Source organism: Streptomyces sp. NPDC029014 (assembly GCF_055564695.1).
The window spans coordinates 15,431-35,300 of sequence record NZ_JBVHVT010000074.1 but is presented as its reverse complement, the minus strand read 5'-3'; the positions used below and the strand labels follow the sequence as shown (position 1 = coordinate 35,300).

Annotated in this window: 13 protein-coding genes and 1 pseudogene; 8 read left to right on the top strand and 6 right to left on the bottom strand. The window is 74.2% G+C overall.

Annotated elements, in window-relative coordinates:
- Positions 1-16 precede the first annotated feature (16 nt).
- The 3 genes from ACZ4VL_RS31210 to ACZ4VL_RS31200 all read right to left on the bottom strand — a co-directional run bounded on the left by ACZ4VL_RS31210 (position 17) and on the right by ACZ4VL_RS31200 (position 3,392).
- Positions 17-2,809, bottom strand: a complete 2,793-nt coding sequence (locus tag ACZ4VL_RS31210) for a lantibiotic dehydratase (RefSeq protein ID WP_468206611.1) — start codon at positions 2,807-2,809, stop codon at positions 17-19.
- 99 nt (positions 2,810-2,908) lie between these two features.
- Positions 2,909-3,088, bottom strand: a complete 180-nt coding sequence (locus tag ACZ4VL_RS31205) for a thiazolylpeptide-type bacteriocin (protein ID WP_404242964.1) — start codon at positions 3,086-3,088, stop codon at positions 2,909-2,911.
- Positions 3,089-3,218: 130 nt separating this feature from the next.
- Positions 3,219-3,392, bottom strand: a complete 174-nt coding sequence (locus tag ACZ4VL_RS31200; protein WP_361085353.1) for a thiazolylpeptide-type bacteriocin — start codon at positions 3,390-3,392, stop codon at positions 3,219-3,221.
- A 1,413-nt stretch (positions 3,393-4,805) separates the two neighbouring features.
- On the opposite strand from ACZ4VL_RS31200, the gene ACZ4VL_RS31195 reads away from it, so the two are divergent.
- Together ACZ4VL_RS31195 and ACZ4VL_RS31190 are read left to right on the top strand one after the other, a co-directional pair.
- Positions 4,806-6,206, top strand: a complete 1,401-nt coding sequence (locus ACZ4VL_RS31195) for an MFS transporter (protein ID WP_468206607.1) — start codon at positions 4,806-4,808, stop codon at positions 6,204-6,206.
- A 32-nt stretch (positions 6,207-6,238) separates the two neighbouring features.
- Entirely contained in the window at positions 6,239-8,242 is a 2,004-nt protein-coding gene (locus ACZ4VL_RS31190) for a helix-turn-helix domain-containing protein (RefSeq protein WP_468206604.1), read from the top strand.
- 70 nt (positions 8,243-8,312) lie between these two features.
- Here the strand turns inward: ACZ4VL_RS31190 and ACZ4VL_RS31185 are convergent, their stop codons facing one another.
- A complete protein-coding gene (locus tag ACZ4VL_RS31185) occupies positions 8,313-9,239 on the bottom strand; it encodes an MBL fold metallo-hydrolase (protein WP_468206601.1) in 927 nt (308 codons plus the stop codon).
- Between the two features lie 128 nt (positions 9,240-9,367).
- Between ACZ4VL_RS31185 and ACZ4VL_RS31180 the strand changes: the two genes are divergently transcribed.
- A complete protein-coding gene (locus ACZ4VL_RS31180; protein ID WP_468206598.1) occupies positions 9,368-10,393 on the top strand; it encodes an AraC family transcriptional regulator in 1,026 nt (341 codons plus the stop codon).
- 111 nt (positions 10,394-10,504) lie between these two features.
- Here ACZ4VL_RS31180 and ACZ4VL_RS31175 read toward each other — a convergent pair whose 3' ends face one another.
- A complete protein-coding gene (locus ACZ4VL_RS31175) occupies positions 10,505-11,176 on the bottom strand; it encodes a DUF4360 domain-containing protein (protein ID WP_468206595.1) in 672 nt (223 codons plus the stop codon).
- 215 nt (positions 11,177-11,391) lie between these two features.
- Here ACZ4VL_RS31175 and ACZ4VL_RS31170 point away from each other — a divergent pair, with 215 nt between their 5' ends.
- The 5 genes and pseudogenes from ACZ4VL_RS31170 (at position 11,392) to ACZ4VL_RS31150 (ending at position 18,195) form a co-directional block, all read left to right on the top strand.
- The gene (locus ACZ4VL_RS31170) at positions 11,392-13,395 is read left to right on the top strand and encodes a galactose oxidase-like domain-containing protein (RefSeq protein ID WP_468206593.1); all 2,004 of its coding nucleotides are present in this window, start codon (positions 11,392-11,394) and stop codon (positions 13,393-13,395) included.
- Positions 13,396-13,717: 322 nt separating this feature from the next.
- Positions 13,718-13,888 (top strand): annotated as a pseudogene (locus tag ACZ4VL_RS31165) (EamA family transporter); the annotation flags it as partial.
- Positions 13,889-14,366: 478 nt separating this feature from the next.
- Positions 14,367-16,376, top strand: a complete 2,010-nt coding sequence (locus tag ACZ4VL_RS31160; protein ID WP_468206590.1) for an RICIN domain-containing protein — start codon at positions 14,367-14,369, stop codon at positions 16,374-16,376.
- 179 nt (positions 16,377-16,555) lie between these two features.
- Positions 16,556-17,224: a hypothetical protein gene (locus ACZ4VL_RS31155; RefSeq protein ID WP_468206587.1), complete on the top strand. Its 669-nt coding sequence runs from the start codon at positions 16,556-16,558 to the stop codon at positions 17,222-17,224.
- A 92-nt stretch (positions 17,225-17,316) separates the two neighbouring features.
- Positions 17,317-18,195: a pirin family protein gene (locus ACZ4VL_RS31150; RefSeq protein ID WP_468206585.1), complete on the top strand. Its 879-nt coding sequence runs from the start codon at positions 17,317-17,319 to the stop codon at positions 18,193-18,195.
- 115 nt (positions 18,196-18,310) lie between these two features.
- On the opposite strand, the gene ACZ4VL_RS31145 is transcribed toward ACZ4VL_RS31150, so the two are convergent.
- Positions 18,311-19,831, bottom strand: coding sequence for an MFS transporter (locus ACZ4VL_RS31145; protein WP_468206582.1), 1,521 nt, complete (start codon positions 19,829-19,831; stop codon positions 18,311-18,313).
- Positions 19,832-19,870 lie beyond the last annotated feature (39 nt).

The window sequence follows — 19,870 nt, the reverse complement described above, 5'->3', positions numbered from 1 at the left end:
GTCGTCTGTCGGCGGGTCATCGCTGCGTCCGTCCGGCCCGGTAGACCTCCAGGACGAGCTCGACCGCGCGGGTGGGCACGTCGAGGCCGCCGGGGGCGGGCAGCGCTTCTTCGAGGACGGCGCCGTCGGCGTACCGGGAGAGCCATTTGGGCAGGCAGCGCAGGTGCAGGGCGTTGCCGAGGTCCACGAACTGGGGCTTCGGGCGGTCGAGCCGGGCCAGGAAGTCCTCGGCGGCGCGGCCGGTGGGTGCGGTGGCGGCCGGGTGCAGGAAGAGCTGTCCGGGCAGGTCCAGCAGGGCGCGCCAGCGGGCCACGGCCTCCGCGGGGACGGCTCCGGCGGCGCCGAGGTCGGCGCGCAGTTCCCTTACGACACCGGGCGGCAGCAGCCAGCGGCGGCGGTCGAGCACCACGTGGCGGTGGCGCAGGCGGGGGGTGAGGGCGACGCGGCCGCCGGGAGCGGTGAGGGTGTGCCGGGGGGCGAGCGCCCTGAAGTCGACGACGCCGTGGGGCTGGTCGCACAGGTGGGCCCCGATGCGGCGCGGGAGCAGGACGGGCGCGAGGAAGCCGAGGTAGAGCACGTCCAGGTGTTCGCCGGAGCTCTTGAGCCGGATGCGGACCTGGTCGGCGGCTGCGTCGTGGACGAGTTCGAGGTCGGCTTCGGCCAGGGAGGCCCGGCTGCGGTCGGGGCCGATCTCGTCGGGGACCAGCAGCGGGTGGAGGTTGGCGTTGAAGCCGCCGACGGGCCGGATCTGCGCGGCGCGGGCGGCGGGCCCGAGGCCGCGCCGGATCTGCCGGGACACCTCGGCGGCGGCCCGCGGGTCGAGTGCGTCGAGGAACCGGCTGGTGAAGCGGCCCCAGCCGCCGTACACGTGGTTGACGCACAGCAGGCCGCGGGCCGGGTCCCGCTGGAGGAAGTAGGCGTAGCTGAGGGGCCGTTCGACGGCCCAGCCGGGCAGCCGGTCGCCGAGTCCGCGGAGCAGGTCCGGCGGCAGCACGACCTCTTCGGCCACCGCGGCACCGCCCTGGCCGCCGCCCGCGGCTGCGGTCGCGCTCGCAGCTGTGGTCGCGCTCGCAGCTGCGGCTTCCCGGATCCGGTCGGCCGCCTCGGCGCGCAGGCGGGCCAGTTCGGCGACACCGGTGGGCAGGGCGTCACGGCCGGCGGGGTCGAGGAGGGCGAGGTTGCCGGCGGTCTCCCAGGCCTCGGCCACGTCGGCGCCGAACTCCCACGGGTGGGCGCAGCGGCCGCCGGGCCCGTACCGTTCGACGAAGCGGTCGCGAATGACGCGGCGTACGAGGTGGCCCAGGTCGAAGAGTTCGGCGAGGGCGGTGGCCTCGCCGAGCGCCTCGTGGTCGGCGGCGCCGAGGAGGCCGTCGAGTTCGAGCGGGTGCGGGGCGACGACGTCCTCCGACAGGACGGTCAGCGGGGCGGAGACGGCCGGGACGGGCCGTCCGGCGTCGGCCAGTTCCGCCGTCCACCGCTCGGACAGGGAGGCGAGGAGTGCGGGCCGCCGGGCTGCGGGTGCGTCGGCGAACGCGGCGGTGTCCCGGTCGAGTTCGACGAGGCGGTCGGCGCGGGCGGCGTCGGCGGCGCGGTCCGCTTCGCCGGGCGCAGCGGCGGCGGTCTCGCGCAGCCATGCGGCGAGGCGGTCGAGGGGTTCGGCGTCCTGCGGCGGGACCGGGTCGTCAGGTACCAGCAGGCCCGCCTGTCCGAGGCGGTCGAGGAAGGCGCCGGCCGCGGCGGGGGCCTCGCCTCCGGCCCCGTTGAGGGCGGCGGCCAGCAGCCGCGTCAGCTCGTCCAGGGGCACGGCGGCTGCCCGGGTGTGCTCGGTGACCAGGCGCAGCGGTCCGCCGTAGGCCAGTTCCGCCTCGTCCTCGCCGGGGACGAGGTAGCGGCCCCCGGCGAAGGAGGACCGCGCGCGGGAGTAGGTGGCCCGCCCGTCGGTGATGCGGGCGGTGCTGGTGGTGCGGTGCGGGAGTCCGGCGCGGCGGTGCGGGGAGTCGAGGAGGGCGAGGGTGAGGGCGGCCGTCAGGGTGCGGTTGGGTTGCACCAGGGCGCGGAAGGGGCCGTCGAAGCGGGGCCCGGCGCCCCAGGAGCGCACCGAACCGGTCGGGGGCGCGGCGGGGCCCGGGTCGGTGCGGAGGGGCCCCCAGCCGACGGCGGTGAACCAGGACAGCGGGCTGGTCTTGGTGCTGGCCCGCAGGGCGTAGCGCAGCACGCTGGCCTCCTCCTTGCGGGCGCGGCGGTCGGCCGCGCCGGTGGCGGCGCGGGCCACGGCCCGGTGCAGGTCGGCGCTGGTGAGGGCGACGGCCCGGGCCAGGGCGGGGTCGCTGCACAGGGCGGCGAGGGCGGTGCGTTCGGCGGCCAGGGCCCGTTCGGCGGCGGCGTCGAGCCCGTCGAGCAGGGCGCGGCGGCTCTCGCGCAGGTCGATCCAGGCGGCGAGCCGGGGCATCCGGTCGGGCAGGTCGCCGAGGCGGGCCAGCAGGGCGGGCCGGGGCTCGCGACCGTTGTGCAGTGCGCGGCGCAGGGGAAGGACGACGTCGCGGTGGAAGTCGGCGGGATGGCCGTCCCGGCTGTCGTGCAGGTCGTCGCAGAGCGGAACGGTGGTGCGGAGCAGCTGTGCGTCGAGCCGGTGCAGGCGGTCGAGCAGGGCGCGGAACGCGGTCGCGGCCGGGTCCTCGGCCGGGTGGGCGAGCACGGTGGCGCGGGCCAGCGCGTAGGGTGCCGACCGGACCCGGTAGCCGTCGGCACCGACGCGGTCGCCGACGCCGGTGGTCGAGTCGGCGACGGCCGTGGAATACGGCTGCGGCATGGGGTTCCCCGTCCTGTCGGTGGTGGTGCGCGGGCCTCCCGCCGCACGCGGGGTGCGGCGGGAGGCTCTGGGTGTGCGTGCGGTGGTGATGTGGTGCCGTTAGAACGGCTGCGGGTACTGCGGGTGGGCGCAGGAGGAGGAGCCGCAGGAGCAGGAGCTGCCTCCGTTGGACGCCCCGCCCTCGGGCAGCGCGATGGTGTCCCGCATGGAGGTCACCGTGAGGTCTCCGAGGTCGAGGTCCTCGATCTCGAATGCCGTGGTGCCGCTTTCACCGGTCATGGCTGTTTCCTCTCGTTGAGGGTCTGCTGGTCGGAATCGGTGCGGTGTACGCGTGTGCGCATGAACGCGTGTGCGCATGAACGCGTCTACGCATGGACGCGTGTGCGCATGGACGCGTGGACGCCGGTCGTCAGCCGACGAAGATGTCGCTGTCCAGGGTCGGCTTGTTGCAGGAGGACGAGGCCTGGCAGGAGCAGGAGCCCCAGGACGCCCCGCCCTCGGGCAGCGCGGCGGTGTCGCGCATGGCGGTGACGGTGAGGTCACCGAGGTCCAGGTCGAGGTCCTGGAGGTCGAATTCGGACATGCGTATCTCCCGGAAATTGGAGGTGGAAAAGCGAATGCGCGATGCACGAAATACCGCAGTCACGGGATGCCGATAACGCCGACATCCGGGACTGCTTTCGAGCTGAAAAAATATTGCCGGGCTCACCGCACGGCCACAAGGGAGCACAGAACAAACACAATTAGATTGTCAGGTCCACGCCTTCTGGCCTGTTCCGTGCGGCCTGAAACCAACCAGCCGAAAAAAATCAAGAACTACGCGTTCCGCATTACGCATGGCCGCATGTACCGCCGGTCGATCGCAGCTACGACCTGCGGTTTCCCGGCCCATAGGCCCCAAAAGTCAGCACCGGACCAGCACCGGAGCGAGAGGGGCCGGCTCGGAGCGGCAACGAGGGCAACTCCGCGAACTACCAGGACCTCCCGCCACCTTCGCGAGAAACTCCTGGACGTTGCCTGAACGCGGCATCAGCACGGCGGCCGGAGCGGCGCGCTCGACCGCCTCGGCTGTGTCGGTCCAGCCAGGGAGGCGAGGCGCTGCTGCTATGCGAGGCTGCGGGTCAAAGGCGACGGACATCGGCCGCCCGCGACATCCTCCACGACGACCAGGACGCTTTGAACCTGTGGGCGCTCAACCGGTGGGCACAGGACGGCACGGAGGTGCTGCACCGCCTCCCGGATCGGTTCGATTCCTACGAGCTGCACCCCTTCCTGGAGCACAGCGACTGCGTCCGCCGCTACACTCTCCGTCCGCCCGAGCGCAGTGATGCGCAGGCCTGGAGGCCGCGCCGCAGCCGGTCCGCTATGGCGTCGGGGACCGCTTTGGTGTCCGTCATCTCGTCCGTCTCCGGACCCTGCAGCGGCGAGCCGGGACTCCTCCGCGTGCCTGCGGGCGGGCAGGCTGCCGACCTCCTTCGTCTGCTGCCCCCGGAGCGGATCCCGCAGATCATCGCGTCGTGGGCGGCGGGCCTACCGGGGGAGTACGCCATGCCCGACTGGCCCGCACGCCCCCGGGACGCGCTGGTCGTCGGCGCTCAGCGGGTTCCCTCATACGGCCAGCATGCGGTTGTTGCCCATGGCGCTTTCGGCGTCGGCGGCGTACGGCTGCTCCGGTGCGTCGGTGCGGTTACTGGCGGCGACGTGCCAACGGGGCTCGGCGGCCCGGAAGTCCTGTCGCCCCTGTTCGGGCAGCGCGGGCCCGTCTTGGCGGGCCGGCGCGACGGCGTGCCCGGGTCCCCGCGGAGCAGGGCGATTCGTGGCAGCCCCGCTTTCGGGCCGGAGACGGCCCCCACAGGCGCGCCCGGGCGGCGGTGTGGGTGGGGTTCACATGCCCGGGGCGGTAAGTGTGGTGACGGGCAACATGTGCGGCTGACCTGGGCGTTCCTATGGTGTGGCGACACGGAAACGTCCCCAGCCCCGTCCGGAAGTGGTACTCATGGCCGCCTCTGCCACACCGTCCCCAGCCCCCGGCAGCATCAAGCGCATCGTCGCCGCCAGCCTCATAGGCACCACCGTCGAGTGGTACGACTTCTTTCTCTACGGCAGCGCCGCCGCCCTGGTGTTCAACAAACTGTTCTTCCCCGCCACTGATCCCCTGACCGGGACGCTGATCGCGTTCATCACCTATGCGATCGGGTTCGTGGCCCGGCCGCTCGGCGGGGTGGTCTTCGGCCACTTCGGCGACAGGGTGGGGCGCAAGAGCCTGCTGGTGGTCAGTCTGCTCATGATGGGCGGGGCCACGTTCGCCATGGGGCTGCTGCCCACGTACGCGAGCATCGGCGCGGCAGCCCCCGTCCTGCTGACCGTGCTGCGCCTGGTGCAGGGCTTCGCGCTGGGCGGTGAGTGGGGTGGCGCGGTGCTGATCGTGTCCGAGCACGGCGGGGACCGGAACCGCGGGTTCTGGGCCTCCTGGCCGCAGGCGGGTGCACCGGGCGGGAACCTGCTGGCCACCGGTGTCCTCGCGGTGCTGGCGGCCGTGCAGTCGGACGCGGCGTTCCTCGCCTGGGGCTGGCGCGTCCCCTTCCTGCTGTCCGGTGTCCTCGTGGTCGTCGGCCTGTGGATCCGGCTCAGCGTCTCCGAGTCCCCGGTCTTCCTCGCCGCGCAGGCCCGGGCCCGGGCCGAAGCCGCCCGCGGGGCCCGGGAGAAGGCCCCGGTGGTGGAGGTGCTGCGGCGCAGCCCGCGGCAGGTGCTGATCGCCATCGGCACCCGCTTCGGCGAGAACATCTCGTACTACGTGCTCACCTCCTTCCTCCTCGTGTACGTCACCACCCACCTCGGCCTGCCCAAGAGCACCGCCCTCAACGCGGTCCTGATCGGCTCGGCCGTCCACTTCGCCGCCATCCCGGCCTGGGGCGCCCTCTCGGACCGGATCGGCCGGCGACCGGTCACCCTGATCGGCTCGGCCGGCATGGCCCTGTGGGCCTTCGGGTTCTTCGTGCTCGTCGACTCGGGGTCGTTCGCCGTCATCACCGCGGCCGTCACCGTCGGGCTGCTGCTGCACGGGGCCATGTACGGGCCGCAGGCCGCCTTCATCTCCGAGATGTTCGACACCGAGGTCCGCTACTCCGGTGCCTCGCTGGGCTCCCAGCTCGCCTCGATCGTCGCCGGGGCGCTCGCGCCGATCATCGCCGTGGAGCTCCTCAAGGACCACGGCTCCTCGGTGCCCGTCTCCCTCTACCTGTGCGCTGCCGCGCTGGTGACCACCCTGACCGTCGCCCTCGCCCGGGAGACCCGCGGCCGCGACCTGGCCGTGGGGAGCGGGGCCGCCGCCGGCCCTGCGTCCGCGTCCGCGCACGCGTACGGGACTGCGGCCGCGGCCGGGCCCGACCCCGCCTGAGCCGGGCCGGACCCGCACGGGAGAATGCCGCCATGACCTCCGCGAAGGACCCCGGCACCGCACCCGGCGGGGCGGCGGCCGCCCTGCGGGAACTGCTCGGCCTGCTCCACGAGGGCGCCCCGGTCGAGCAGTTCACCCGGCCCGCGGAACGGGCCCGGGCGGCCGGGGCGGGCCCCGCCGAGCAGGCCCTGGTGGCGGAGGCCACGCAGGTGGCGCTGGAGGTGCGGCGCACCCTCGACCAGCGTCGGCGGCGCGAGGCGGAGCTGACGGCCCTGTTCGACACCGCCGGCGACCTCGCCGCGCTGCGCGACCCGGACGCGGTGCTGCGGGCCATCGTCCACCGGGCCCGCATGCTGCTCGGCACGGACGTGGCGTACCTGACGCTCAACGACCCGGTCGCCGGGGACACGTTCATGCGGGTCACCGACGGTTCGGTGTCCGCCGCCTTCCAGCAGCTGAGGCTCGGCATGGGCGAGGGCCTCGGCGGGCTGGTCGCCCAGACGGCCCGCCCGTACGCCTCCGCCGACTACCGGACCGACGACCGGTTCCGGCACACGCCCGCCATCGACCACGGGGTGCAGGAGGAGGGGCTGCGCGGGATCCTCGGCGTACCGCTGCGGGTCGGGACCCGGGTCATCGGGGTGCTGTACGCGGCCGACCGGGCGGTGCGCGCCTTCGCCCCCGACGCGGTGGCGCTGCTGGCCTCGCTCGCCGACCACGCGGCCGTCGCCATCGACAGCGCCCGGCTGCTGGAGGAGACCCGGGCCGCGCTCGTCGACCTGGAGGCCGCGACCCGGACGGCCCGGGAACGGAGCGAGGAGATGCGGCGCGCGGCCGAGACCCACGACCGCCTGACCCGGCTCGTGCTGCGGGGCGGCGAGGTCGGCGACGTCGCCCGGGAGGTGGCCGCCCTGCTCGGCGGAGGTGACCTGGTGGTGTACGACGCCGACGGGGCGGAGCTCGCGCGGGTCGGCGCGGAGCCGGTGGGCGTGCCGGACGGCGCCCTGGCCGGTGCGCTGGCCGCGTCCCGGTCCGGCGGTCGTGCGGTCGAGGTCGGCGGGGTGTGGGTGTGCGCCGTGCTGGCCGGGCCGGAGCTGCTGGGCGGGCTGGCCCTCGGCGGGCGCCCCGGGCTCTGCGACAGCGAGCGGCGGCTGTTCGAGCGGGCCGGACTGGTGACGGCCCTGCTGCTCCTGCTGCGCCGGTCCGTCGCCCAGGCGGAGGACCGGGTCCGCGGTGAGCTGCTCGCGGACCTGCTCGCCGCGCCGCCGGCCGGGCGGGTCCACGACTCCGACAGCCGGCTCCTGCGGGCCCGCCGGCTCGGGGTGGACCTCGGCCGGCCGCACGCCCTGGTGGTGCTCGACTGCGACGCCGCCCTGCGGTCGCGGCTGGCCGCCGAGGCGGGGCGGCACGCCCGCGCCCGCGACGGCCTGGCCGGCCCGCACCAGGGGCGGGTCGTCCTGCTCGCCCCGGCCGACGACCCGGGCGCCCTCGCCCGCACCCTGGCCGCCGACCTCGGCCGGGCCCTGGGTGCGCCGGTCACCGCGGGCGCCGCGGGTCCGGCGGCGGCCGGGCCCGCGGCGCTGCCGGGCGCGTACGCGGAGGCGGTGCGCTGCCTGGAGGCGATGCACGCGCTGGGCCGCACCGGGCAGGGCGCCGGCCTGCCCGACCTCGGGTTCCTCGGGGTGCTGCTGGGCGGTGGGGCGGACGTGGGCGCGTACGTGGACCGGGTGCTCGGGCCGGTGCTGGAGTACGACGCGCGGCGCGGCACGGAACTGGTCCGGACCCTGGAGGCGTACTTCGCGGAGGGGGCCAGCCTGGCCCGTACGAAGGACGCCCTCCACGTGCACGTCAACACGGTGGTCCAACGCCTGGACCGCATCGGGCAGGTCCTGGGCGGGGACTGGAACACTCCGGCCGGCGCGCTGGAGGTCCAGCTCGCCCTGCGGATCCTGCGCGCGGGCCCCGCCGCCTTCCCCCGCCCGGGGGAGGTCGGGCGGCGGGACGGCGACCGCGGAGGTGGTGGCGGCCCCGGGTAGGGGCGCGGGGCGGGGCGAGCCACGACGGGGCCGGTCGCCGGTGCGGCTCGGCGCGGCGGGCCCGGCGCCGTCAGTCCTCCCGCGGGGTGTGGTGGCCGGCCCACGGGCCGAAGGTGAAGTCGGCGCCCCGGCGGTGGACTTCGAACGCGCCCGGCCCGGCGAGGTGGGCGGGGACCAGCAGCTCGCGGCGGTCGGCGGCCCGTTCGAGGACGCGGCGGCGGGTCGCGGCCGCACCTCGCGGGTCCATGCAGAAGCAGCTGTTGCAGGAGGGACGGAGGATCTGGACCGGGCTGTGGAGCAGGTCGCCGACGAAGACGGCCCGTTCGCCGCGGGATTCCAGGCGCAGCACGGCCGAGCCGGGGGTGTGGCCGGGGGCGGCCTCCAGGGTGAGGTGCTCGTCGATGCGGTGGGCGCCCTCCCACAGGACGGCCTGTCCGGCCCGGTGGACGGGGGCGATGCTGTCCTCGTGGATCAGCCGCTCGTCCTCCCGCAGGCCCTGGCCGTAACCGTTCCCGGGGCCGAAGTGGTGGTCGTCGGCGGCCGGGACGAGGTAGCGGGCGTTGGGGAAGGCCGGGACCCATTCACCGTCCGCGTCGACGGTGTTCCCGCCGACGTGGTCGGCGTGCAGGTGGGTGTTGACGACGGTGTCGACGTCCTCGGGCCGGACGCCGGCGCGGGCGAGGTCGCCGAGGAGGTCGCCCTGCCGGTGGTGGAAGTGCGGGGTGCCGGGCCGCTCGCGCCCGCTGCCCACGCCCGTGTCGACCAGGACCGTCCGTCCGCCGCTGCGCACCACCCAGGTCTGCAGGGCGAGGACGGCGAGGTCGCGGTCGGGGTCCCAGTGGTCCGGTGCCAGGGAGGCCTCGTCGTCCTTCCACACCTGCGGTCCGGCGTCCGGGACGAGCTCGCGGGCGGGAGCGAACGCGCCCTGCCACTCCACGACCCGGATGATCTCGACGTCGCCCAGCACGATGGTCTGCGTGTTGTTGTCGTTGCTCATGACGTCCACCGTAGGAAGGGGAGTTGAGCCGCTCAATGCGCGAGCGGCGCGTACGGATACGCCGTTGTCTCAGGCGTGCGGCGGGCGGGCAGCGGCCGGCGGGCAGGGAGGGCGGTTACGCTGGCGCGATGGACGTGGTGAGCGATGCGATCTCGGCGGTGCGGATCGGGCGGCCCTCCTCGCAGCGGGTCCGGGTGCGCGGGCGGTGGTGCACGCGGTTCGCCCCGTACGACGGGGCGGGCTTCCACGTGGTGTTGGAGGGCGGTTGCTGGCTGCTGCCCGAGGCGGGTCCGCCCGTCTCGCTGGCCGCGGGGGACGCGGTGCTGCTGCCGCACGGTACGGGCCATGTGATGGCCGACTCCCCCGCCGACGCCGAGAGGGTGGCCCGGGCGGTGCCGTTCGACCAGGAACCGGAGGGGGTACGGGCCGGGACGCTGCTGGTGCCCCCGGCCGGCCTGCGCGGTACGGACGGCCCCGCCGACGGACCGGACGGCGGCGGGCCCGGCGGCGTCGGACCGGGCGACGGCGGGCCCGACCAGGTCGGCGGCGGACCGGCCGTGGAGTTGCTGTGCGGCAAGTACCGGCTCGACCGGAGCCGCGCGCACCCGCTGATGCTGGAGCTCCCCGCGGTGGTCCACCTGCCGAACCGCGTGGGCGGCTCTCTCGAACTACGGGCCGCCATCGACCTGCTGGGCGGCGAGCTGGACGGGGCGCGGCCGGGCTCGGCGATGGCGGTGCCCAGCCTGCTCGACCTGCTGCTCGTGTACATGGTCCGGGCGTGGATGGCGGAGGGCTCCCGCGGAGCCTGGCCGGCCGCCCTCGGCGACCCCGTCGCGGCCGCCGCGCTGCGCGCCCTGCACGCGGACCCGGCCGCGCCGTGGACGGGTGAACGCCTCGCCGCCCGCGCGGGGGTGTCCCGGGCCACGCTGGCACGCCGGTTCACGGCACTGGTGGGCCGGCCCCCGATGGCCTACCTCGCCTGGTGGCGGCTGACGTACGCGGCCGCCCTGCTCCGCGACACCGCGGATCCCCTCGCCGCCGTCGCCCACCGGGTCGGGTACGGCACCGCGTACGCCTTCTCGCACGCGTTCAGCAGGGAGTTCGGGACCACGCCCGGCCGGTACCGGGCGGCCCGGGCAGTTCAGGAGCCGTGAGCGGCCGGGGACGGGCCCGGGGCGTGTCCCCGGGCGTGGTCCGCGCCGCTCACGGCTCGCGGTCGTGCCGGGCCGGACGGCCGTCCGGCGGGCTCAGTGGCCCCAGCGGCCTCAGCGGGCCGGGCACTCCTTCCAGGAGAAGTGGTACACGGTGCCGATGCCGCCGTCCGTGGAGTCGACGGTCATGTAGCTGACCTTGCTGGTGTCGGAGGTTCCGACCTCCGCGCGCAGCTCGGTGTTGATGTTGAGGTTGCGCTTCTCGCCGCACGGGGCGAAGACGAGGGCCGAGATGCTGGCGGTGTCGGTCACCTGCCAGTTGTCCTCGAGCGCGCCATGGAACTGGTGGGTCCGGTAGGCGGTCTGGCTCATGCCCTGGAAGTAGTAGCTGGCCTTCTGCGTGCCGACCGCACCCTCGGCGAGGCTGCCGAAGCCGCGGTAGTCGACCTTCGCCACCGCATAGGTGTAGCCCTGGGGGACGTTGACGACGAGGGAGAGGAGGCAGTTCTTGCGGCCCGCGGTGACGGAGCTGCCGCCGCCGGCCTGGGCCAGGTAGTCGCTGTAGGTGACGGTGAACGCCGAGTTGTCGGGGGCGACGGCGACGCTCGCGGTGCCGGGGCGGCAGCCCGAGCCGTTGACGCTGGCGACGTCGACGCCCACCTGCCCCGGAGGAGCCACCGGGGCGGCGCCGGGGGCGGCGCCGGCCGCGGGCGACAGGGCGACCAGACATCCGGTCGCGGCGACGACGGTCAGTGCGGTGCGAAGTGGCTTGATCACAGTGGCCATGGATAACCACCGCCGGACGACCGTCCATCTCACTGGGCACGGGCGCTCACCCTCTCGGACTCCCCGATTCACCGAAGAAACGTTTCATCGGCGGCTTCCGGCGGCCGAACGGCCCTGAGCGGCACACCGTCCGCCGCAGTACGGGGAGTCGAACCGCGACAAACAGCCGTTTTCTTCTACTCTGGGCCCTTTCGGGAGTGGGAGGAGAGCAGCTCATGGCGGATCGGTGTGGGTTCGTACGGCGGTCGGCCGCCCTCTGCGCCGGTACGGTCGTGGCCGCGCTCGCCTCCCTCACCCCGGCGACCTCCCTCACCCCCACAGCCGCCCTCACCCCAACACCCGCTCTCACCCCAGCAGCCGCCCCAGCCCCAGCAGCCTCACTCAACCCGGCGGCCGCCCAGACCCCCGCTGCCCAGACCCCCGCCGCCCGAGCCCCCGCCGCACGGGCCTCGTCCGGAGCACGGACGCGGACCGCCCCCGCACCGGCGGTCCCGGACCCCGGCGAGGCCGCCGTCCTCGGCGAGGCGCACGCCCGGGCCCACGCCGAGCGGCGCCGCGCCACGGCCGGCGCCGAGGACTACCCGCAGGCCAAGCGCAGCTCCGGGCTGGCCGCGCTGACCCTCTCGCAGCGCAAGACCAACGACGCGCTGCCGGCCGCCCGGTTCGGCCGGTTCACGGAGTTCTTCCCCTCCCCCGACTTCGGCGTGCACACGGCCCTGCTGCCCACCGGCAAGGTGCTGCTGTTCTCCTTCGAACGGGTGGAGGTCAACCCCACCAAGGAGACCGGCCCCACCGACCGCATCGGCCGGACCAACGCGGGCCGCGCCTTCCTCTGGGACCCCGCCCTCGGCACCGGGGCCCGTGCGTTCCGGAAGGTGGAGCCGCCGACCGTCCTCATGCCCGACGGCCTGAACGCCCCGCGCCCGGCGCCGTTCTTCTGCGCCGGGCACGCGTACCTGCCCAACGGCATGGTCGGGGTGTTCGGCGGCAACACCGGCGGCAAGGGCGGCAGCGGGGCCAAACTGTCGTTCGTGTTCGACCCGTGGACCGAGACCTGGTTCCGCAACCAGGACATGTCCGTCGGCCGCTGGTACCCGTCGGTGGTGACCGGGGCGGACGGCCGGCAGATCATCATGTCCGGCCAGTCCGAGCGGGGTACGGGCACGCCGACTCCGGTGGTGGAGCGGTTCCCCGCACTGCGGCATCCCGTGCCCTGGCGCACGTACGACATCCCCGTCGGGCTGGCGTCGGAGCGGCTGCGGGTGGACGCGCCGTTCCGCAACGACTACCCGCACCTGTTCTCGCTGCGCGACGGGATGGTCTACGGCCTGGGCCGGGACGCCGACCAGCAGTGGCTGTTCGACCCGGTCAAGGAGACCCGGTCCGACCTGCCCCGGCGCCCGGCCGACTTCCGCGGCTACGGTTCGGCGGTGCCCCTGCCCGCCGGGCTGCGCGGCCCCGACTCGGTCCTGGTCCTCGGCGGGGACCCGCGGGACCCGAACACCTACCGGCTGTCCGGCGGCCGGTGGACCACCGAGGAGCCGCGGGCCTTCGGCCGTACGCAGGACGACACGCTGATCCTGCCGGACGGCACGCTGCTCACGGTCAACGGCTCCCTGGACACCCGGGACTACGGGCACGGGCCGTTCAATCCGAAGGCCGACCTCAAGTACCGGCAGATCGAGCTGCGCGACGCGCACGGCCGGTGGCGGCTCGGGCCGGCGCAGCGGCTGCCGCGCGGCTACCACTCCAACGCCCTTGTCCTGCCGGACGGCCGGGTGCTGGTCACCGGAGACGAGCTCCAGCAGATCGCGAACGACCCCGACATCGGCGACGAGATGGACGGCAGCATCGAGCTGTACGAGCCGCCGTACCTGCACCAGGGCGGCGACCGGCCCGCCCTCGGCCGGGTGCCCGCGGGCGAGCTCGGCTACGGGACGGACTTCGAGGTGGCCAGCTCCACCGCGGCCGCGGTCACCCGGGCCGTGCTGCTGGCGCCGACCACGGTCACGCACGCGGTGAACACCAGTCAGCGGCACCTCGAACTCGCCGTGACGGCCCGCCCCGCCGCCGGCCGCGCCACAGGGACCGGCGGCACCCTCGGCCTGCGGACGCCGCCGAGCGCGGCCGACGCCCCGCCCGGCTACTACCTGCTGTTCCTCCTCGACGGCAAGGGCGTGCCGAGCACCGGGAAATGGGTGAAGCTCGGCGTCCGATGACGGCGCACCGCGCCGCCGGCCGGCCCCGCCTCCGCCTCCGCCTCAGGACGAGGGGGGCGGCTCGACCGCTCGACCCGGGTCGGCCAGTCGGTGAGCAGCGCCTCCACGGGGACGGCGTCGCGCGCGGACAGGGCGTCCAGCAGGGCCCGTTCGTTCGCCGGTGCTCGGTGAACGCCCGGTCGACGAGCTCGCGCCCGCGGGGGTGAGCGCGACGACACGTCCGCGGCCGTCGGCCGCGGACCGGCGGCCCTCGCACAGCCCGTAGCGGCGGTAGGACGGGTTCAGCCGGTCGGTCAGCAGCAGGCCGAGGTGGTGCAGCCGGCCCGACCACCCCCTGTACGGGGCCGCCCTGCGGGCCCTGCCCGCCGGGCTGCTCCTCCTCGCCGTCGCCCGGAAGCTGCCGAGCGGCTCCTGGTGGTGGAAGTCGCCGCCGTCCGACGCCCTGAACACCGGCTGCTTCTTCGCCCTGGTGTACGTCGCCGCCCAGCGCCTGTTCGGCCACGTCCTCGCGAAGCGGTGGAGCGCGTAGGCCGACGTGCCGGCGTCGACGGTGCGGCAGTTCTGCGGCGTCCTGCTGAGCCCGGCGGGCGTGTTCCTAGGGCGGAACAGAGGATTCCTCACCGTTCGTGACAGTGAGAATTCAAGCCGTAATAATTGTGTGAATCCCTGACTGAATTACCGTCAACAAGCCACATCACCTTATCTCGATTTGATAACGAGATGACGCAAAAGGACTGGACCTTTGGCGTCCTACGCGCGTAACTGCGCACTCATACAAGCGAGTTGACTGTTCATCAAATCAGATCACCAGGTAACAGTCTGATATCTCGACCACCATTCCCGTTTGTCCGAATTCTCCTCGCCGCCCATCTGGCAGGCTTCCGCGGACCCACTCCTCCGACCAAGGATTTGAGGTGCGCATGACGGGTCACCGTCGAAGGAAGCCCGAACACCGGCGCAAACCGCGCCGCTTGATACTCGTCACCGCCGCCATGGCCTCGGCGGCGGTGATCGCGGGGGGCATTGCCTACTCCGGCCTCGGCGACGACGCCCAGGCCGAGACGACCGCGCAGGCGGCCGCGGAGACGCTCACGCCGGCCGCCGCACCGGCCCGTGACGCGGAGCCGGACCCCCTGAAGGAGCAGCCCGCCAACGACGCGGACCGCGGCATGGTCTACGACGGCCTCAAGGCCGCGCAGAAGGGCGACCGCTGCGTCGGCGTCTACCGCACGGAGACCGGGCTGTGCAGCCACGGTCCGGACGCCCCGCCCAAGGACGTCGACATCAAGAAGGACGTCGCCCCGGCCGTGAAGTCGCAGGCCGTGGCCTCCGATCCGGCCAAGCCGGACGCCGCCGCGGAAGGCAGCGGGCGTCCTCAGGACGCGCCCGCCGCCGACGCCAAGGCCGCCAAGGACGCGCCCAAGGACGCGCCGGCCCCCGCCGCTGCGGGCTCCGGCAGCAGCAGCAAGACCGCCGCCGCCGGTCCCGCCGGTCAGACCGTCCAGTGCGACGCCGACGGCAACAGCGGCAACCGCGTCCAGGTCGTCTACGTCCACGGCCCCGACCGCGACCGGTACTCCGAGTACTTCGCGTCGTTCCGCAAGTGGGCGGCCGACGCCGACCTCATCTACTCCAACAGCGCCCAGGAGACCGGCGGCGTCCGTCACATCCGCTACGTGACGGCAGCCGACTGCACTCCGACGGTGCTGAACATCGAGCTGTCGGCCTCCGCGATGGCCGACTTCAACTCCACCAACAACGCGCTCGCGGACAAGGGCCTCAACCGCCGCGACCGCAAGTACATGATCTTCGCGGACAGCCAGGTGTACTGCGGCATCGGCACGTTCGCCGGTGACGAGCGCCCGGGCCAGAACAACCAGAGCAACTTCGGCCCCTCCTACGGCCGTACGGACTCCGGCTGCTGGGGCGGACACACCGCGGCGCACGAGCTGGGCCACAACCTCGGCGCGGTCAACAACAGCGCCCCCAACACCAGCCGCGGCGCCCACTGCACGGACGAGTGGGACGTGATGTGCTACTCGGACACGCCGTACTACCCGCAGATGCGCAACGTCTGCACCAACCAGGCGGCCGAGAACATCCTCGACTGCAACCACGACGACTACTTCCACACCAGCCCCAAGCCGGGCAGCTACCTGGCCACCCACTGGAACATCGCGGACAACCAGTTCCTGATGAAGTCCAAGGGCGGCAACGGCACGGACCCGGGGCCGAACCCCAACCCGCAGCCGACGCAGAAGCCCACCCCGACGCCGACGAAGAAGCCCACCGGCGGACCGACGGTGACGGCCGGCCAGATCCAGTCGACCTCGGTCGTCGTCAGCTGGCCCAAGGTGGACGGCGCCGCCTGGTACCAGGTCCTGCTGAACGGCAAGCACCTGACGTGGGTCCAGTCGCAGTCCGTGCGCATCTACAACCTCCAGGCCGGCACGGAGTACAAGGTCGCCGTCTCGGTGCGCGACAGCGCCGGCCGTGACAGCGGCGCGGGCAAGACCACCGTCTTCCGCACCACGGGCGGCGGAGGCGGCAACACCGCCCCCAACACCCGCTACACCCTCCAGAACGGCAGCACCGGCATGACCGCCGAGCTGTGGGGCGGCCGCAGCGCCGACGGCACGGTCCTCGTCGGGGCCCAGGCCAACGGCTACGCCCACCAGCAGTGGCTGTTCGAGGACGCCGGCAACGGCCTGGTCCGCATCAAGTCCGCCGTCTCCGGCAAGTGCCTGCAGACGGGCGGGGCCCCGGCCCAGGGCATGTGGATCGCACAGCAGCCCTGCGGCAACGGCTCCACGCAGCAGTGGAAGCTGGGCTCCCGCAACGGTACGACGGCCATCACGGACCCGAGCGGCGGTTACGCCCTGACCGTGTCGAACCGTCCGTACTACGGCGAGTGGCTGCTCGACCTCCAGCGCGCGGACGGCCGCGCGAACCAGGTCTGGACGGTCCAGAAGGCCGGCTGACCCGAGCCGCCCGACCGCCGGCGGACGGCTGCTCCCCACGCGGCCGTCCGCCGGCCCCTCACGTTCACCGCCCCACCGCACCGGCCGCGCGCCCCCATGGCGCGGCCGGCGCCGCGCGCTTCGCACCGCGGCGACTGCGGGACCGCTCGCATCCCACCGCACCAGGGAGCACCACAACGATGCGCACACGACACGCTTTCCCCGTCCGCACCGGACTCGGAGCCCTGCTCCTGTTCCTCGCCCCCGCCCTGGGCCTGGCCGTGCCGACGCCGGCCCACGCCCACGGCGACACCCTCAAGGTCGTGATCACCGGCCAGCGGGAGGGACACGTCACCACCGAGGTCACCTGGGAGAACGACGGGGACGCCGTCGACGAGAACGTTGCCGCCACCGTCAACGCGACCAGCGTGGACGGGACCCGTACGCAGGGGCCCTGGCGACTCGTGCGGGGCCAGGGCGTCGGCTGGAGCACGGCCGAGGTCCTGCCGCCCGGGACCTGGAAGGTGACCGTCGACGTCGGGTTCCCCTCGCTCGGGCACGCCGAACGCGAGGTCGACGTACCGGTCGTGGACCCCGTACCGCCCACGGGCTCCGCTGCGCCGACCGCTCCCGTCCCGGTGGACCCGTCCGCCTCGGCCGCGGCGCCCTCGGCCGTGCCGTCGGTCGCGGCTCCCGCGCAGTCCCCGTCGCCCGCCGCTCCGGCGTCGCCGCCGGCGTCCGCCGCCGACGCCGAGAAGGCCGGCAGCAGCAGCGCCGTCTGGTGGACCACGGCGGGCGTGGCCGTGATCGCCCTCGCGGGCGCGGCCATCGGCGTACTGGTGCGCCGGGCGCGGGCGCGCCGGCGCTGAACGAACGGGCGCCCGGCCGGATCCCGTCGGCGACCTGACAACCAAACGCGACCGCGTTGACGCTCCGCCGGGCCATGCCGTTCGCTCGGGGCATGAACACCACCACCGCCGTACGCTCCACCGCCCGGGTGTTCCGCCCCTTCCACACCTTCGAGGGCGAGGGCTTCCCGGTCCGCCGCCCCTTCCCGCAGCCCGAACTGCCCCTGGTCGACCCGTTCCTCATGGTCGACCAGGTCGGCCCGCACGTGCTGGGCCCGGGGGAGGCCAAGGGCACGCCGCCGCACCCCCACCGCGGCTTCGAGACCGTCCAGTACGTCATCGACGGCGCCGTGGAGGACATCGACTCCGACGGGCGCAGACGGGTCGTGAACCCCGGCGAGGTCCAGTGGCTGACCGCCGGCTCGGGCCTGGTCCACCTCGCCCGCCCGACCCCCGAACTGCTGGCCGGGGGCGGCCCGCAGCACCTGCTGCAGATCTGGGTCAACCTGCCGGCCCGGCTCAAGGCGACGCCGCCGCGCGTCCAGTACGGGTCGGTGCCGCGCGACATCCCCACCGTCGCGGCCGGTGACGGCGCCTGCGAGCTCACGGTGATCGCCGGCTCCACCCACGGGGTGAGCGGGCCGTTCGACACCCACACCCCGGTCCTCGTCGTCCACGCCCGCCTCGCGGCCGGCGGGCGCGCCGAGTTCGCCGTCCCCGCCGGGCACAACGCCATGCTGTACGTCCTGTCCGGGACGGCGGCCACCCCGGACGCCGAACTCCCCGACGGCCACCTGGCCCTCCTCGCCCGGGACGGGGACCGGTTCGCCGTCTCGGCGCCCGGCGGCCCGGCCGAGGTGCTGGTGCTGGCCGGCGAGCCGATCGGCGAGCCGGTGGCCCGCACCGGCCCGTTCGTCATGAACGACGCCGCCGGGATCCGCCGGGCGCAGCTGGACTACCAGCGCGGCCTGATGGGTCGCATCGACGTCTGAGAACACCAGAACAGCAGAACACCCGGACACCCCCACACCCGAACGCCCGCAGTCCGGGGGTACGGCGTCCCGCGTGTGCGGTGCCGTCCCCCCGGACTGCGGGGCCGGGACGGGGTCAGACCTGCTCGGCGAGCTTCGCGGGGGCGGCCGCCTCCGCGGGGGCCGGGGCGGACCGGTCGGCCGCTACGTCGGCGGTGCCGGCGGGGCCGGGGCGACCGCGCAGTCCCACCCGGGCGATGACCGCGACCAGGGCGAAGGCCGCGGCGCCGATCCAGAAGGTGGCGGTGAAGCCGGACTCGGCGGGCAGGGCGGGGACGCCGGTGGGCAGGTGCTCGATGGTCTTCGAGGCCAGGATCGTGGTGACGACGGCGCTGCCGATGGCGCTGCCCGTGGAGCGGGAGATCGAGTTGATGCCGTTGGCGATGCCGCTCTGGTGGTGCGGGACGCTCGCCATGATCACGGCCGGCATCGCGGCGTAGCCGAAGCTGACGGCCGCACCGACGACGACGCCGGCGCCGATCACGGAGGCGGTGTGGCCGTGGTCGAGGGCGAGCCAGCCGAAGCCGAGGGCGCCCAGGGCGGCGGCCAGGGCCAGCGCGGCGCGCGGGCCGCGGTGGCGGACCAGCTGCCCGCCGACGGGCGAGGCGAGCAGCGAGACGATCGCTCCGGGCAGCAGGAACTGTACGGAGGCGCGCAGGATGGACGCGCCGAAGCCGTAGCCGGTGAGGGCCTCGGGCATCTGCACGAGGTAGGAGACGCCGAGGAAGTTCGCGAACATGCCGAATCCGACGAGGACGCCGGCCAGGTTGGCCATGAGCACCGGGCGGTGGACGAACATCCGCATGTCGACGAGGGGCTCGGCGACCTTGAGCTCGGTGAGGACCCACAGGACGGCCATGACGGCGGCGCCGGCGAAGCTGCCGAGGGTGCGGCCGGAGGTCCAGCCCCAGTCGTGGCCCTGCGAGATGGGCAGCAGGAGCAGCAGGAGGGTCAGGCCGAGGGTGAGCGCACCGAGGACGTCGGTGCGGCCGCCCGTCTTGTGGCGGGTCGCGGGAACCAGGAAGACGACGGCGAGGAGGGCGAGCGCGGCGAAGCCGGTGGCCATCCAGAAGGCGTTGCGGTAGTCGGCGTCGTCGCCGGAGGTGAGCAGACCGGTGGCGACGAGCGCGAGGCCGCTGCCGAACGCGAGGGTGCCGCTGACCAGGGCCATCGCACCGGGCAGCTTCTGCGGCCGGACTTCTTCGCGCAGGACCGACAGGGCCAGGGGGAAGATCGCGGTGGCGGCACCCTGCAGGACGCGGCCCAGGATCAGCAGCGGGAGCGAGGTCGCGACGGCGGCGATGACGGAGCCCGCCACCATGACGCCGAGGACGGCCACCAGCGTGGTCTTCTTGCCGTGCTGGTCGCCGAAGCGGCCGAGCAGGGGGGTGAAGACTGCGGCGGAGAGCAGCGTGGCGGTGGTCACCCAGCTCACGCCGGCGGTCGAGGCGCCGAGGTCGGTGCGGATGAGGCCCAGGATCGGGACCGGCAGGGTCTGCATCATCGACACGACCATGGCGGCGAGGCTCAGGGCGAAGACGATGACCGTCTCGTTGCGGGTCCTGCCGTCGGCGGGAGTGGGGGCGGCGGTGCTCATGTTCCGGGGAAACCTTCTCACTGCTTCAGAACGCAGATG